The sequence below is a fragment of the Agromyces aureus genome (assembly GCF_001660485.1).
Lineage (GTDB): Bacteria > Actinomycetota > Actinomycetes > Actinomycetales > Microbacteriaceae > Agromyces > Agromyces aureus.
Genome location: NZ_CP013979.1, coordinates 4,271,733 through 4,285,749, shown reverse-complemented (window position 1 = coordinate 4,285,749; position 14,017 = coordinate 4,271,733). Strand labels below are relative to the sequence as shown.

16 protein-coding genes and 1 tRNA gene are annotated in these 14,017 nt (G+C 71.9%); 11 read left to right on the top strand and 6 right to left on the bottom strand.

Features of this window, described 5'->3' with window-relative positions; all coding sequences use genetic code 11:
- Positions 1–74 precede the first annotated feature (74 nt).
- From ATC03_RS19235 to ATC03_RS19225, 3 genes are all read left to right on the top strand, one after another.
- Positions 75–1,610: a catalase gene (locus ATC03_RS19235; protein ID WP_067880751.1), complete on the top strand. Its 1,536-nt coding sequence runs from the start codon at positions 75–77 to the stop codon at positions 1,608–1,610.
- Positions 1,611–1,739: 129 nt separating this feature from the next.
- Positions 1,740–2,315 (top strand): hypothetical protein, encoded by a 576-nt coding sequence (locus ATC03_RS19230; protein WP_067880748.1) that lies wholly within the window; start codon positions 1,740–1,742, stop codon positions 2,313–2,315.
- Positions 2,312–3,274, top strand: a complete 963-nt coding sequence (locus tag ATC03_RS19225) for a hypothetical protein (RefSeq protein WP_067880745.1) — start codon at positions 2,312–2,314, stop codon at positions 3,272–3,274. Before ATC03_RS19230 ends, ATC03_RS19225 begins: the two co-directional genes overlap by 4 nt.
- Before the next feature lie 54 nt (positions 3,275–3,328).
- Here the strand turns inward: ATC03_RS19225 and ATC03_RS19220 are convergent, their stop codons facing one another.
- Positions 3,329–4,033, bottom strand: coding sequence for a potassium channel family protein (locus tag ATC03_RS19220; protein WP_179947890.1), 705 nt, complete (start codon positions 4,031–4,033; stop codon positions 3,329–3,331).
- Between the two features lie 127 nt (positions 4,034–4,160).
- On the opposite strand from ATC03_RS19220, the gene ATC03_RS19215 reads away from it, so the two are divergent.
- On the top strand, positions 4,161–4,553 hold the full coding sequence (locus tag ATC03_RS19215; protein WP_067880739.1) for a YybH family protein: 393 nt from the start codon (positions 4,161–4,163) through the stop codon (positions 4,551–4,553).
- Positions 4,554–4,555: 2 nt separating this feature from the next.
- Here ATC03_RS19215 and ATC03_RS19210 read toward each other — a convergent pair whose 3' ends face one another.
- The 5 genes from ATC03_RS19210 to ATC03_RS19190 form a co-directional block, all read right to left on the bottom strand.
- Positions 4,556–5,197 carry an RNA polymerase sigma factor gene (locus ATC03_RS19210; RefSeq protein ID WP_067880736.1) on the bottom strand — a complete coding sequence of 214 codons (642 nt, stop codon included), beginning with the start codon at positions 5,195–5,197 and terminating at the stop codon, positions 4,556–4,558.
- Positions 5,198–5,217: 20 nt separating this feature from the next.
- Positions 5,218–5,508, bottom strand: coding sequence for a hypothetical protein (locus tag ATC03_RS19205; RefSeq protein ID WP_152031024.1), 291 nt, complete (start codon positions 5,506–5,508; stop codon positions 5,218–5,220).
- A gap of 192 nt (positions 5,509–5,700) precedes the next feature.
- A complete protein-coding gene (locus ATC03_RS19200) occupies positions 5,701–5,925 on the bottom strand; it encodes a hypothetical protein (RefSeq protein ID WP_067880730.1) in 225 nt (74 codons plus the stop codon).
- Entirely contained in the window at positions 5,922–6,431 is a 510-nt protein-coding gene (locus ATC03_RS19195) for a hypothetical protein (protein WP_067880727.1), read from the bottom strand. Before ATC03_RS19195 ends, ATC03_RS19200 begins: the two co-directional genes overlap by 4 nt.
- A gap of 230 nt (positions 6,432–6,661) precedes the next feature.
- Positions 6,662–6,735: transfer RNA gene (locus tag ATC03_RS19190), tRNA-Gly, on the bottom strand.
- A 93-nt stretch (positions 6,736–6,828) separates the two neighbouring features.
- Between ATC03_RS19190 and dcd the strand changes: the two genes are divergently transcribed.
- The 7 genes from dcd (at position 6,829) to ATC03_RS19155 (ending at position 14,014) form a co-directional block, all read left to right on the top strand.
- Positions 6,829–7,434, top strand: coding sequence for a dCTP deaminase (gene dcd, locus ATC03_RS19185; RefSeq protein ID WP_067880724.1), 606 nt, complete (start codon positions 6,829–6,831; stop codon positions 7,432–7,434).
- A gap of 152 nt (positions 7,435–7,586) precedes the next feature.
- Positions 7,587–7,937 (top strand): hypothetical protein, encoded by a 351-nt coding sequence (locus tag ATC03_RS19180; protein ID WP_067880721.1) that lies wholly within the window; start codon positions 7,587–7,589, stop codon positions 7,935–7,937.
- A 152-nt stretch (positions 7,938–8,089) separates the two neighbouring features.
- On the top strand, positions 8,090–9,073 hold the full coding sequence (locus tag ATC03_RS19175; protein WP_067880718.1) for an alpha/beta hydrolase: 984 nt from the start codon (positions 8,090–8,092) through the stop codon (positions 9,071–9,073).
- A 122-nt stretch (positions 9,074–9,195) separates the two neighbouring features.
- The gene (locus ATC03_RS19170; RefSeq protein WP_067880714.1) at positions 9,196–10,200 is read left to right on the top strand and encodes a helix-turn-helix domain-containing protein; all 1,005 of its coding nucleotides are present in this window, start codon (positions 9,196–9,198) and stop codon (positions 10,198–10,200) included.
- A 50-nt stretch (positions 10,201–10,250) separates the two neighbouring features.
- Entirely contained in the window at positions 10,251–11,474 is a 1,224-nt protein-coding gene (locus ATC03_RS19165) for a carboxylate-amine ligase (RefSeq protein WP_084003638.1), read from the top strand.
- 145 nt (positions 11,475–11,619) lie between these two features.
- Positions 11,620–13,191: an FAD-dependent oxidoreductase gene (locus tag ATC03_RS19160; protein WP_067880711.1), complete on the top strand. Its 1,572-nt coding sequence runs from the start codon at positions 11,620–11,622 to the stop codon at positions 13,189–13,191.
- Positions 13,192–13,201: 10 nt separating this feature from the next.
- Entirely contained in the window at positions 13,202–14,014 is an 813-nt protein-coding gene (locus tag ATC03_RS19155; RefSeq protein ID WP_067880708.1) for a PfkB family carbohydrate kinase, read from the top strand.
- Positions 14,015–14,017: the final 3 nt, after the last annotated feature.

Below are 14,017 nucleotides of genomic sequence, written 5' to 3'. Positions count from 1 at the left end.
GCCCGAAACGGCTGCACGCGACCTCCGTCGACGAGACGGACGCCGCGGCATCCGCACCCTACAGAAGGAGAACCATGCACGAGAACCTGCACGAGTCCTACCCGACCACGCCGACGACCGGCGCCACGACCACGCAGACCGGTACCCCGGTCGCGAGCGACGCGCACTCGCTCACCGCGGGAGCCGACGGCGCCACCGCGCTGCACGACCGCTACCTCGTCGAGAAGCTCGCCCAGTTCAACCGCGAGCGCATCCCGGAGCGCATCGTGCACGCCAAGGGCGGCGGCGCGTTCGGCGAGCTCGTCGTGACCGAGGACGTCTCGGCCTACACGCGCGCGGCCGTGTTCCAGCCGGGTGCGACGAGCGAGATGCTGCTGCGCTTCTCATCGGTCGCCGGCGAGATGGGTTCGCCCGACACGTGGCGCGACGTGCGCGGCTTCGCCCTGAAGTTCTACACGACCGAGGGCAACCTCGACATCGTCGGCAACAACACCCCGGTGTTCTTCATCCGCGACGCGATCAAGTTCCCCGACTTCATCCACTCGCAGAAGCGCCTGCCGGGCTCGGGCCTCCGCGACGCCGACATGCAGTGGGACTTCTGGACCCTCTCGCCCGAGTCGGCCCACCAGGTCACCTACCTCATGGGCGACCGCGGCCTGCCGAAGTCGTGGCGCCACGTCAACGGCTACGGCTCGCACACCTACCAGTGGATCAACGCCGAGGGCGAGCGCTTCTGGGTGAAGTACCACTTCAAGGCGCGTCAGGGCGTCGAGAACATCGACGGCATCGAGGCCGAGGCCATCGCCGGTGCCGACGCCGACTTCTACCGCCGCGACCTCTACGAGGCGATCGAGCGCGGCGAGTTCCCGACGTGGGACGTCAAGGTGCAGGTCATGCCCTACGCCGACGCCGCCGGGTACCGCTTCAACCCGTTCGACCTCACGAAGGTGTGGCCGCACAGCGACTACCCGCTGATCCCGGTCGGCCACTTCACCCTGAACCGCAACCCGCAGAACCACTTCGCCGAGATCGAGCAGGCCGCGTTCTCGCCCGCGAACCAGGTGCCCGGCACCGACATCAGCCCCGACAAGATGCTCATGGCGCGCGTGTTCAGCTACCCCGACGCGCAGCGCTACCGCGTCGGCACGAACTACAACCAGATCCCGGTGAACGCCCCGCACGCCGCGCCGGTGCACAACTACTCGCAGGACGGCGCCCAGCGTCACGGCTTCAACGCGCCCACGGCCCCGGTCTACGCGCCGAACAGCTTCGGCGGTCCGGTCGCCGACCCGACCCGCGCGGGCGAGGGCTCGTGGGAGTCCGACGGCGAGCTCGTGCGCGCCGCCGCGACCCTGCACGCCGAGGACAGCGACTTCGGCCAGGCCGGCACGCTCTACCGCGAGGTCTTCGACGACGCGGCGCGCGAACGGTTCCTCACGACCATCACGGGCGCCGTCGGCGGCGTGACGCGCCCCGACATCCGCGAGCGCGCCATCGCCTACTGGGCCGCGGTCGACGCCGAACTCGGTGCCGCACTGCGGGCTGCGCTGACGGCCGGGTTCGACGAGGCGGCCGAGGCCGCGGTCGAGCCGGTCGGCACCCCGAGCTAGGTCGGCCGGGCTCGGCGCCACCACTGCAGGGTGCGGATGTCGCGCATCCGCGCCCTGCGGTCGGCGCCCCGCTCAGTAGGGTGGTCGATTGCGGGCCGAACGTCGGCCGCCATCGACGTTGGAGGGCACGTGCCGACCGGAGCCCCACCCCGCCGCAACGCCGCCGGCCGCAGCTCGGCCGCCCGCGGCATCCGCGCCGACCGGAACGGTGCCGCCCGCAACTGCGCCGACCGCAGCTCGGCCGCCCGCGGCATCCGCTCGCTCGTCGCCGTGGTCGTCGTCGCGACCGGCACGCTCGGGCTCACCGCCTGCGCCGCCGACCAGGGCGCCTTCGAGAAGGCCGTGCCCGCGGCCGTGCTCGCGGCCGGCCCGAACATCGCCGACACGTACCTCTCGTTCTCGAGCGGCCCCGCCGGGCGCGGATTCTGGCTGCGCCTCTACCTCGACGACACGGGCGTCGAGGCGTCGGCCGAGTCGATCGATGCTGCGCTCGAGGCCGCCTACCTCGCCTCGCCGTCGGAGCCCACGGGCATCACCCTCGATATCGCCGCCGCGCCGAAGCCCGACGAGGTCGAGCTGACCACCGGCAGCATCCCGATCGAGGATGCTGCCGACGAAGCCGGCCTGCCCTGGGCCGACAATGAGATCCACCTCTCGAGCGCCGCCCTCGACGAGCGCTACGGCCCGTGGCAGGAGACCCGATGACCAAGCCGAACGTCCGCCCCCTCGCGCTGCGCATCGCCGGGGAGCTGCGCGATCGCTCCGGCGAGACCCCGCGCACCTACGCCTTCGCGGTGCGCGACGACAAGCAGCTGCGGGTCATCGACCAGACCACCGCGGCGGGCGTTCGCGTGCTCACGTTCGAGGCGTACCGCGGCAGCGTCGGCGTCTACGGCCAGTACCCGGCCGTGCGGCTCGACGGCCCGGCCGACGGCGCCTGGTTCGACGAGCGGATGTCGGCGCGAGACGAGGGCAACGCCCTCACCGTGCTCGAGAACGTGCTCGTCACCCAGCTCGAGGGCGGCGACTTCGCGCGGCACGAGGCCGAGGTCGAGGTCGACGTGCGCGACACGACACCCGCCGTGGCTCCGCCGTACGCCGCGCGCTTCGGGCCCGCCGAGTACGCGAGCGTGCTCGCGCGCGGGCCGCTGCTGCTGGCGCTCACGGCGTTCGCGATCGCCTGGCTCGCGTTCATCGTCGGAGGCCTGCTCGCGGCATCCGTCGGCACGTGGATCTCGAGCGTCACGATCGTCGGCCTCGTGCTCGCGCAGCTGCTCGCCGTGATCGCCGTGGCGACCGCGGGCTTCGCGGGGCGCAGCGGCAACGGCACCCGCACGCTCGTGCTCGCGATCCTCGCGTTCGTCTGGGTGCCGCTCGCGCCGGCGATGCCGGTCGGCGCGTTCCTCGCGCTCGTCGGCGGGGCGCTCCTGGTTGCAGCGGCCGCCTCTGCGGCGGCGGTGCGCGTGTGGGTTCCGCTGGCTGGGTTCGTCGTCGTCGGCCTGATCGCGTCGATCGCCGGCGCGGTGCTCTGGGACTCGGCGCCGGCCGCGGCGAGCGTCGTGGTCGGTCTCGGCATGATCGCCGCAGCCGTCGTCTCGGCGGCGATGATCAGGCGGGCGTGGGCAGCGGCATCCGCTCGGCCGGTGCTCGCGACGCAGGGCTGACCCCGCGCGATCGGTCGAGACGAGCACCGAGCGCCCGTCGCTGAACGCCCGGGCTCAGAGCCTCGACGACACGAGCTCGCGGAGCTTGCGGATCTCCTCCGTCAGCGTCTCGACGTGGGCGCGGGTGATCGCCTCCTCGACCTCCTGCTGCACGCTGACCTTCTCGACGATCCACGACGCGAGGGTTGCCGTGACGACGCCGATCAACGCGATGCCCGCGACCATCACCCCGACGGCCACGAGTTGTCCGGTCGGCGTGACCGGGTACACGTCGCCGTAGCCGACGGTCGTGATCGTCACGAATGCCCACCAGAGGCCCTGCCCGAGGGTCTGGATCGAGCCGTGATCGCGCTCGGCGTCGAGCGCGGCCAAGGCGGCGACGTAGACGAGCAGCAGCGATGCGCCGGCCGCGTAGACCACGACGCGGCCACGGAATGCGCCGCCCGTCGAGCGCTGCAGCACGGCGAGGATCGTCACCAGGCGCAGCATGCGCAGGGGTCGGAGCATCGGCAGCACGACAACGAGCAGATCGAAGATGTGCCGGGTGAACCAGTGCCATCGGCGTGTGGCGAGGGCGAGGTTGACGATGTAGTCGAGGACGAACACCGCCCAGGTCGCCCAGATGATCGACTCCGCGACCACCGCCCTCGGCCCGTCGAGGTCGCCGATCACCTCCCACGAGTACGCGATGAGAAAGATCAAGGCGGCGGCCGTCAACGGCCAGTCCATGAACTGCTGCCAGCGCTGCTGCCGTGTCATGGAACGCATCGTACGACCGCCGCTGCGTCGCGTGGCGGACTCGGCTCATCTGTCACACCCGGCGGAGTGCCGCGTCTTCCATGGTGAGGTCGGCGCCGAGTCGGCCTGCACCGAAAGGACCGCACCCGTGACCAGCACCACCGCGACGCCCGTCGCCTCGCTCGACCAGCTCAACCTCGCATTCGCCGACCGCTTCAACGCCCGCGACCTCGACGGCCTGATGTCGCTCAATGTCGACGATGTCGTGTTCGTGCCCGCACCCGGACACCCGGTGCAGGGCGAAGCGGCCGTTCGCGGCGCGCTCGAGCAGTTCCTCGGCCTGAACCTGCCGATCAGCATGACCGTCCGCCACGTGTTCCAGGCCGGTGACACCGGCCTCGCGATCGCGGACTGGACCATCAGCGGCACGGGCCCCGACGGCTCCGAGATCGCGCTCGCCGGAACCACGGCCGACGTCGCCGTGTTCGACGAGGTGCACGGCTGGCGCTACGCCGTCGACAACCCGTTCGGCACCGCCTGAGCTCAGGATGCCGCGGGCGAGCCGGATGTCGCGGGCACGGCGCAGGCGTCGGACATGCCCGATTGCCGGCAGCCCGCGAGCGCCCGGCGAGCCCGCGTGATGCGCTGCCTGACCGCCGCGGTCGTGATGCCGAGCCGCTCGGCGATCTCGGCGGCCGGAAGCTCGTCGGCGACGCTGAGGAGCAGCGGGCGGCGCAGCGATTCCGGCAGCTCGTTGATGGCCTGCAGCACGCCGTCGAGGAGCAGGCGCGTCTCGACCTCGCCCGACACGTTCGCCGGGGCGGCCACGATCACGCCGGCGGCCGCACCGCGCGTGCCCGCGGCATCCGAACCGCCGCCGTCGGCGGAGCCCAGCCCGTCGTCGAGCCGAACCGCGGGGCGCCGCGCCTTCTGACGCGCGAGATCGATCGCCGCGTTGCGCGCGATCGTGTCGAGCCACGCGCACATCTGTCCGGGTTCGGGCGCCTGCAGGTGTTCGATGGAGCGCCACGCCCGAAGCAGCGCGGTCTGCGCGACGTCTTCGGCGTCGTCTCGAGCCACGCCGAGTGAGATGCTGCGCCGACGCAGGCGCTCGGGGTCGCCTTCGATCATCGCGACGAGCGAGGCGCGACGGCCGTCGTCGTCGGGTTCGGTGGAGTGCGGCATCCGTTCAACGATACGAAACGCTAGACCGGGATCGGCCCGCCCTTGGAGTAGTAGAAGCTGCCGCTCCAGTATGAGGGTCCGGTCGGCACGCAGACCTTCAGTCTCGAGATCTGGTAGCCCTGTGCGCGCTTGGTCGCGATGGCACGCGCCTGGGCCTGGTCGCAGGCCGCCTTGCCGACGTAGCTGGTCGACCAGGTCGCGCCGGTCGCGGCGTTCGCCGCGGGGGCGGCGATGAGGCTCGCCATCATGGCCACGCCGGTTGCGGCGATCGACAGGGCGATCCGAGTGGATTTCGTGGTGCTCTTGCGCATTTCACTCCTCGAGTCGACCGCCACCCGGCGATCGGTCGTCGTCTTCGCCACGGTGGTGGCACGTGCACTCATCATGGAACCGCGGCATTCGGTCGGGCAATGGGGAGCGCTGCCCCCACGGCGGGCCGTCCGCTCGCGCGTGCGCGCGTGCGCCGCGAGTGGTGCTGAAGTTCGGGGAGGCGCCGGAAGCGGTCAGTCCTGTGCGCTTGCGTGGCGCCATCCGCTGCCGAATTCTTCGTCATGAAGCTTGCGAAGCACATGAGCGAGGTGGTCGAGGCGATCGGCGGAGCGTTGCATCTCGTGGAAGTCGTTGCCGTGCTCGCGAGCCGGCGTCTTCTCCTCGGCCCGCTTGCGGACGATGTGCAGCTCGGCGCGAGAGAGTTCGACGATCTCGTTGAGCGTGGTTTCGAGCGTCATGGCTGTTCCTTCGGTTCTTGTGGCGATGGCGTGGAAAGCTCGGCGAGCCGACCAGGGCTCTGCCCCAGTGCGGCGGCTTGTTCCGGATGCAAGTGGTGGAGGAGGCGGTGGGTTTCGAGGGCGAAGCTTCGGGCTTCGTTGGCCGCGTCGAGGGCGGCTTGGGAGATTCGGTGGTTTCGACGCTGGCGCTTCAGCATCGTCAGGCTGCCCCCTGCGGCGATGCCGGCTCCGACCGAGGAGGTGACGTTGGTGTAGTTGCCGAGGATCAGCTGGGTGTTCGTGCTGACCGCGCCGGGGTCTCCCAAGAGCGAGGCGATGCCGGCGTAGACGACGAGGTAGAAGAACAGCAGGATCCCGAACACGATGACCGGCGCGCTGCTGAGCAGATAGGGCAGCCGGCCGAGTGCGCGGCTGAAGCGCGAGCGGGTCGGCTCACCGCTCAGATCAGTGTCGTCCGTGTCGACGGAATTCGGCTGTGCGAGATCCGCGGGAATGGCTTCAGACATGCATTGCCTCCTTTCGCCCAGCGTGGAGCGGAGCTTGCTGTGGCGCAGCCACCTCATCTGGATGACGCCGACGGGCCCCCGATGACCGCCATGAGCAGAGCGGAGCGTTCGTCAGCGGTTGGCGTCAGGATAGACCTGAACACGGCGAGTGCGCGAGGGTCGGCCCGCCGCGACGGGCAGGGGCCGAACCGACCTCCCTGGCGGTTGGCAGCGGGGCGGCGATGCTGAGATGGAGCCGATGACGGGAATCGAACCCGCGCTATCTGCTTGGGAAGCAGAAGTTCTGCCATTGAACTACATCGGCGTGCGGCATCCGGAGATGCAACGTGTCCCATCGTATCAATGGTCTCGAGACGCTTCGCTACTCGACCGGCGGATCGGCCCCTAGGCTGAACGCGTGCTGCTCTCCGATCGCGACATCCGTGCCGAACTCGAGCTGGGGCGCGTGCGTCTCGAACCGTCAGATCCCGCCATGCTGCAGCCGAGCAGCGTCGACGTGCGGCTCGACCGGTACTTCAGGTTGTTCGACAACCACAAGTACCCGTTCATCGATCCGGCCGAAGACCAGCCCGAGTTGACGCATCTCATCGAGGTGCGGCCCGACGAGGCGTTCATCCTGCACCCGGGAGAATTCGTGCTCGCGTCGACCTACGAGGCCGTGACCCTGCCCGACGACGTCGCCGCGCGGCTCGAGGGCAAGAGCTCGCTGGGGCGCCTCGGCCTGCTCACGCACTCGACGGCGGGCTTCATCGACCCCGGTTTCACGGGGCACGTCACGCTCGAGCTCAGCAACGTCGCGACGCTGCCGATCAAGCTCTGGCCGGGCATGAAGATCGGCCAGATGTGCTTCTTCCGCCTGTCGTCGCCGAGCGAGCGGCCCTACGGGTCGGCCGAGTACAGCTCCCGCTACCAGGGCCAGCGCGGCCCCACGGCATCGCGCTCGTTCCACAACTTCCACCGAACGGATGTCGGCGCGACCGACGCAGGGTCGCTCGGCGCCTGAGACCCGTCGCCCGGGCGCCTGCCGTTGCGGAGCTCGGCGTGCGGCCGCGGCCTGCCGCCTGGCGCGCCGAACCCGGCCTAGCGCTCTGCGCGGGAGTACCGTGTGGTTCGAGTCGGCGCATCCGTGCGCGACCGGAACAAGGGGGTACCGACATGGCTGGTGAACGACCTGGCGGCGTGACGCTCGTCGCCGTGCTCGCGTGGATCTCGGGGGCGCTGCAGGTGATCTCCGGGTTCTTCCAGATCCTGCCCGGCGGCGGCAACTTCGGTGCCGGCGTGTGGGCGATCATCCTGGGCATCGTGACGGTCATCGTGAGCCTCGGCCTGTTCCGCGGATCGAGCGCGGCTCGCATCATCGTCACGATCATCTTCGTCATCAACATCGCCACCGCGATCTGGCTCATGACGCTCGGCGCGTTCTGGAGCGGGCTCTTCTCGGCACTGTTCCCGCTCATCGGCCTGATCCTGCTCTGGTCGAAGCGGGCCAACGCGTTCTTCTCCTGAACCGGAGTCCGTGGAAACGCCGACGGCGACCGCCGTCTGGCGGGTCGACGCAGCGAATCCGGCTACGATCGTCGGTTCCGGATGCCGCGTGCCCGCGCGGATGATCGGAGCAGACGTCACGACGAGGTGACGCATGATCGAGGAGTTGCCCGATGACCATCACGACGCCCGAGACGCCGCAGAAGCAGACCCGTCGGCCCCCGTTCGATCCCGAGTTGGAGGCCGTACTCGGCATCCTGGGCGCGCAGATGCCCTCGGCGATCACGCCCGAGATGATCCCGCTCATGCGCGGCGGTGCGCTGTTGGAGGCATCCGATGAGCTGTTCGCGGGCGTGACCCGTCGCGACGTGACGATCCCGGGATACAACGGCGACGAGATCATCGTCACGGTGATCGAGCGCGATGGCCGCACCGGCACTGGCCCGGGCATCTTCCACACGCACGGCGGCGGCATGATCATCGGCGACCGTTTCGTGGGCATCGCCGCCATGATCGACTGGGTGCTGCGCTTCGACGCGGTCTGCGTCACGGTCGAGTACCGCCTCGCCCCCGAGTTCCCCGACCCGTTCCCGGTCGAGGACTGCTACGCCGGGCTCGTCTGGACGGCCGAGCACGCCGAGGAGCTCGGCATCGACCCCGGCCGCCTCATCATCGCCGGCGCCAGTGCCGGCGGCGGGCTCGCGGCCGGCACGGCACTGCTTGCACGCGACCGCAGCGGTCCCGCGCTCGCCGGTCAGGTGCTCATCTACCCGATGATCGACGATCGCGACGAGAGCGTGTCGACCGCGCAGATCGACGGCGTCGGCGTCTGGGACCGCACGAGCAACATCACCGGCTGGAGCGCGCTGCTCGGCGATCGCCGCGGTACCGACGACGTGTCGATTTACGCCGCGCCGTCGCGAGCGACCGACCTGTCGAACCTTCCGCCGGCGTTCATCGACTGCGGCAGCGCCGAGGTGTTCCGCGACGAGGACGTGGCCTACGCCTCGCAGATCTGGGCCGACGGCGGCCACGCGGAGCTGCACGTGTGGCCGGGCGGATTCCACGGATTCGACATGATGGCGCCCCACACGGCCCTCGCGAAGGCCATGGTCGAGGCTCGCACGCAGTGGGTCGCCCGGATCCTCGGGGTCTGACCCGGGCCCGAGCTTCCGCGGTCGCGGGCGGGTACGCACGCCTGCCCACCCGTCCGCGACCGCGGAGACATCCGCCCCTCGCTCGATTAGGGTGGGGCGCACACGCGCGATGGAGTCCGCCCATGCAAGAACTCGTCGGTCGTCTGACCGCGCTCGACCCCGAGGCGAGCGAGACGCTCAAGGTCGTCTCGTACTTCGATGCGCTCGTCGCGGGCGGGGTCGGCCCTGACTCCCTGCTCCGCGGGGCGGCCGTGCTCTCGGGTGCGGTCGCGGGGTACGCCGCGGGGTCGTCGAGCCGGGTCACGCGCGTCGCGCCCGACGGCGAGCCACTCGGAGCGACGGATGCCGCGGCATCCGACTGGCCCTCGCGCGAGACGAGCGACGGCTCGCTGGTCTGGCTCGAACGCACCGGCCAGGCGCACGCGAACGACGCGATGGTGCTCGAACGGCTCGCGCTCGCCGTCGCGATCACGTCGGCCCGCAGGTCGAACACGGCGGATGCCGCGGTCGAGGTGGTGGTCACGGCGGGCGCAGCGGCATCCGAGCGCGCCGTCGCCGCAACGAAGCTGAGACTGGACTGCGCGCCCGACGTGCGCGTCGTGGTGTCGCTCCCCGATGGTCCGCCGCCCGTCGACGGTCCGACGGCCGTGGTCGCGACGGCCCGCGGACTCGTGCGCGTGGTGCTCGTCGACGGACCCGTGGCCGTTCCGCCCGGCGTGCGCGCCGGCATCGGCCTCGGCGGGGCGGCCGATCGCCTACCGGAGTCGTTCGCGTCGGCGCTCATCGCGCTGCGGCTCGGCACGTCGTCGCAACACGTGGTCGACGCGGCCGGGCTCGGCGCGCTCCTGCTCGTGGCCGAGGCTGCCGACCGGCACGACGAGCAGCACCCGGATGCCTCGACGCTGGCCGCGCTCGACCCGCGGGCGCTCGCCGTGCTCGACGCGTTCGCCGACGCCGGAAGCGTGCGGCAGGCGGCATCCGCCCTCGGAATGCACCACTCGAGCGTGCAGGCCAGGCTCGACGCCCTCACCGAGACGCTCGGGTACGACCCGCGCACGCCGACCGGACGGACCCGCTTCGCGCTCGCCCGCGCATTGGCCGCGTTGCAGCGACCGGGACTCGGCTGATGCGAGGTCAAGCCCTCGCGCCGATCCGCTCGGCCGGGTAGGCATGAGCCATGACGACGACCGAGCCCGCACCGCGATTCGCGCACGAGCCCGCGGCCGCACCTGCGCCGACGCCCGAGCCGACCACCACTCCGCCGCCGACGCGCCACGTCACCACGTTCGGCATCGAGGAGGAGTTCGTGCTCCTCGACCCGGTCTCGTTGCATCCGGTGCCGCTCGCTCCGCAGGCGCTCGCCGCGCTGCGGGCGGCCGGGTTCGCCGGGGCGACGTCGGAGTTCCTCGCCTCGCAGGTCGAGATCGCGACCCGCATCTGCACCGACGGAGACGATGCCCGGCAGCAGCTCGAGGCGTTCCGCGCGGCCCTCGACGGCATCGCGGTCGCGCTCGGCGTTCACGCCGCCTCGACCGGAACCCCGTTCGACGCGGGCCGAGCGCCGGCTGTGACGCCCGAGGCCAGGTACGCGCACATCCAGCGGGACATCGGCGCGATGATCGACGACCACCAGGTCTGCGGCCTGCACGTGCACCTCGGCGTCGACGACCGCGATGACCGGGTGCGCGTGGTCAATGGGCTGCGCCCGTGGATCCCGATGCTCGCCGCGCTCGCCGCGAACTCCCCCTACTGGCGCACGGCCGACACGGGCTTCGCGAGTTGGCGCACGATCGTGCTGCGGCGGTGGACCACGGCCGGCATTCCGGCGCCCTTCGCCGATGCCGACGACTACGATCGCCGCATCGACGACCTCGTGGGCATCGGCGCCACGCGGGATCGCCCGCTGATCGCCTGGCTGCTGCGCGCCTCGCACCACCTGCCGACGGTCGAACTGCGAGTCGCCGACGCGCAGCTCGACGCCGCCGACAGCGTCGCGATCGCCCTGCTCTGCCGGCGCATCGCCGACGGTATCCTGAACGGCACGAGGGCGGCGGATGTCACGGATGCCGGTGGGGTGACGGATGCCGGTGGCGCGACGGATGCCGCGGCGGCCGCAGCTGAGCGGGTCGACCGATTCAGCGGCGAGGTGCTCGACGCCGCCGTGTGGGCGGCCGGGCGCGACGGGTTCGCCGCGACGGTGCCAGACCCCGTGCAGGGGCGGATGGCGCCGCTCGCCGAGGTCGTGGCCTCCGCCCTGGCCATGCACGACGCCGACGACGGATGTCCAGAGGCCGTCGCGGCGCTGCTCGCACGCGGGTCCGGCGCCGAGCGCCAGCGGGCGGCGTTCGCCGAGGGGGGTCGCACCGGGCTCGCGCGGTGCGCCGCGGCATCCGTCGCCTGAGTTCGAGGCCCGAGGGTCGTCGTCGTCGTCGACCGTCGGGATCGGTCGCGAAGAGGTCGTCGCCGAGGGCCTGCGCCCATACGCGAGCCGCGGCATCCGCGCCACCCCATTGTCCGCGCCCGACCGCCGACGTAGCGTGCCGGTCATGACCTCACTCTGGCTCTCGCGCCCGATTCCCGTCGAGACCGACGGGCCGCCGTCGCCACGCCGTTTCGACGAGATCGTCGTCGGCGCCGGTCTCACCGGACTCGTCACGGCGGTGCTGCTCGCGCGGGCCGGCCGGCGGGTCTGCGTGCTCGAGGCGCGCGAGATCGGTGCCGTCGCCACGGGCAACACCACCGCGAAGCTCAGCGTGCTGCAGGGCGCGCACCTGCAACGGGTTCGCCGGCGCACGTCGGCGGAGGTGCTCCAGGCGTATGTCGATGCGAACCTCGCCGGGCAGTCGTGGCTGCTCGCCTACCTGGCCGAGCGCGGGGTGCCGGTGCAGCGCCGCGACGCCGTGAGCTTCGGCACGACGCCGGAGGGTCGCGAGACCGTCGAGCGCGAAGCCGAGGTCGCGCGCGAGGCGGGGCTGCGGGTGATGACCGATGTGCCGGCCGGCCTGCCGTTCCCGGTGCACGGTGCGGTGCGCCTCGCGAACCAGGCCCAGTTCGACCCGATGGAGGTGCTGGCGGCGCTCGCCGCAGAGTTCCGCGGGCTCGGCGGCGTGCTCCGCACCGGTGTGCGCATGACCGGCGCGAGCGTCGGATCGCCGGTGCGCGTTCACAGCACGGCGGGCGAGTTCTCCTGCGATCGGCTCGTGCTCGCGACCGGCACCCCGATCCTCGATCGGGGACTGTCCTTCGCGAAGCTGCGCGCGAACCGTTCGTATGCCGCCGCCTACCGAACGGATGCCGCGCTGCCGCAGGCCATGTACCTGAGCGTCGACGAGCCGAGCCGTTCGATCCGCACGGCACCCGACCCCGACCTGTACGCGGAATCCGGTGAGCTGCTGCTCGTGGGCGGGTACGGGCACGAGGTGGGGCGGCATCCGTCGCCCGCATCGCGGGTCGCGGCCCTCGACGAGTGGACGCGATCGGTGTGGCCGGATGCCGCGCTCACGCACCGCTGGAGCGCGCAGGACTACGAGACGCCGCACGGCGTGCCCTTCGTCGGCTGGCTGCCGCGCGGGCGCGGACGCGTGTTCATCGCGACGGGGTACGACAAGTGGGGCATGACGAACGCCGTGCAGTGCGGGCTCACGCTCGCGGCCGACCTGCTCGGCGAGCTGCCCGACTGGGCGCGCACGCTCCGGCATCGGTTCACGACGCCGGTGGCGCTCGGTGTCGGCCTCGGCATGAACGCGGCGGTCGCGAAGGAGTACGCGGTCGGCTGGGGCCGTGCGCTCGCGCGGCGGCTGCCCGAGCAGGCTCCCGCCGAGGGCGCCGGCGTGGTCGGACGTGTCGGCCTCGCGCCCGTGCCGACCGCCGTCTCGACGGTCGACGGCGTGACCTGTCGGGTCTCGGGCATCTGCCCGCACCTCGGGGCCGTGCTCGCCTGGAACGATGCCGAGCAGACCTGGGACTGCCCCGCCCACGCCTCGCGCTTCACGGCCGACGGGCGGCGACTCGAGGGGCCGGCGACCCGCGACCTGGGGCGGCGCGAGGCCCCGAGGCCGGAACCCGCGCATCGAGAGGCTCCTGTCGGGGCCGCCGAGAGCCCGGTACCGCGCCGGTAGGCTCCCCAGCATGGGTGCGCGCGTCGTGGTGGTGGGGTCGATCAACGTCGATTCGGTGGTGCGCGTCGAGACGCATCCGGCGCCGGGCGAGACCGTGCTCGGCCTCGGCGTCGAGCTGCTGCCCGGCGGTAAGGGCGCGAACCTCGCGGCCGGCGCGGCGGCGGCGGGTGCCGACGTGCTGCTCATCGGGCGGGTCGGCGACGACGACCTCGGCCGCCGTTACGTCGAGCGGCTCGCCGAGCACGGCGTCGACGTGTCGGCCGTCGCCGTCGATGGCGGGCAGCCCACCGGCCAGGCCTTCATCACGGTCGCCGGCTCCGGCGAGAACAGCATCATCGTCATCGCGGGTGCGAACGCGGGGCTGGCTCCGGATGCCGCGGCGCGCGCGATCCCCGATGACACCGCCATCGTGGTCAGCCAACTCGAACTCGAGCCGGCCGTCGCCGAGGCCGTGCTGCGCCGTGGCCGGGCGCTCGGAGCGCTCACGGTGCTGAATGCGTCGCCCGTCTCGCCCGCGGCATCCGCCCTGCTCGAACTGGCCGACGTCGTCATCGTCAACGAGCACGAGTGGGCGGCGCTGGGGTCGCCCTCCGACGCGTGCGTCACGCTCGGCGCGGCGGGTGCGCGATGGGGAGATGCGGATGCCGCGCCCGGCCCGGTCGACGTCGTCGACACGACCGGTGCGGGCGACGCGTTCGCCGGGGCGCTCGTGGCGGCGCTCGCCGCGGGCGCGGCCCGGGCGGATGCCCTCGCGGCCGCCGTCGAGGCCGGCGCCCGCGCGACGACCTGGGCGGGCGCCCAGCCCTGGGGTTTCGGCGCGTAAGCC